Raw genomic sequence first — 628 nt, forward strand, 5'->3', positions numbered from 1 at the left:
TTTTCTGGGCTGGCTGACCACACGTATTGGTCTGAAACCGCTACGGGAAATGACCAGTCTGGCTTCCTCCATGACCGTACACAGCCTGGATCAGCGTCTTAATCCCGATTTGGCTCCGCCGGAAATTTCTGAGACCATGCAGGAGTTCAATAACATGTTCGATCGCCTGGAGGGGTCATTCCGGAAACTGTCAGATTTCTCGTCTGACATCGCGCATGAGCTGCGCACAGCGGTCAGTAATCTGATGATGCAGACGCAGTTTGCACTGGCTAAGGAAAGGGATGTTTCGCATTACCGCGAAATCTTATTCGCTTACCTGGAAGAACTGAAAAGGTTGTCACGAATGACCAGTGATATGCTTTTTCTGGCACGTTCAGAGCATGGTCTGCTGCAGCTGGATAAACATGATGTGGATCTGGCCGCCGAACTGAATGAATTACGTGAGCTGTTCGAGCCTCTGGCAGACGAAACAGGAAAGACAATCACCGTTGAAGGAGAGGGCGTTGTTGCCGGAGACAGCGATATGCTGCGACGTGCTTTCAGTAACCTGCTTTCCAATGCAATCAAGTATTCTCCCGATAACACCTGTACAGCGATACACCTTGAGCGTGACAGTGACTGTGTGAAC

The 628-nt window shown here is 50.3% G+C and carries 1 pseudogene; it reads left to right on the forward strand.

Annotated elements, in window-relative coordinates:
- Positions 1–628: pseudogene (gene pcoS, locus ACNQ0W_RS25315) on the forward strand (copper resistance membrane spanning protein PcoS); the annotation flags it as partial.

It is taken from the genome of Enterobacter cloacae complex sp. 6730903, from assembly GCF_048283985.1.
Lineage (GTDB): Bacteria > Pseudomonadota > Gammaproteobacteria > Enterobacterales > Enterobacteriaceae > Enterobacter > Enterobacter hormaechei_C.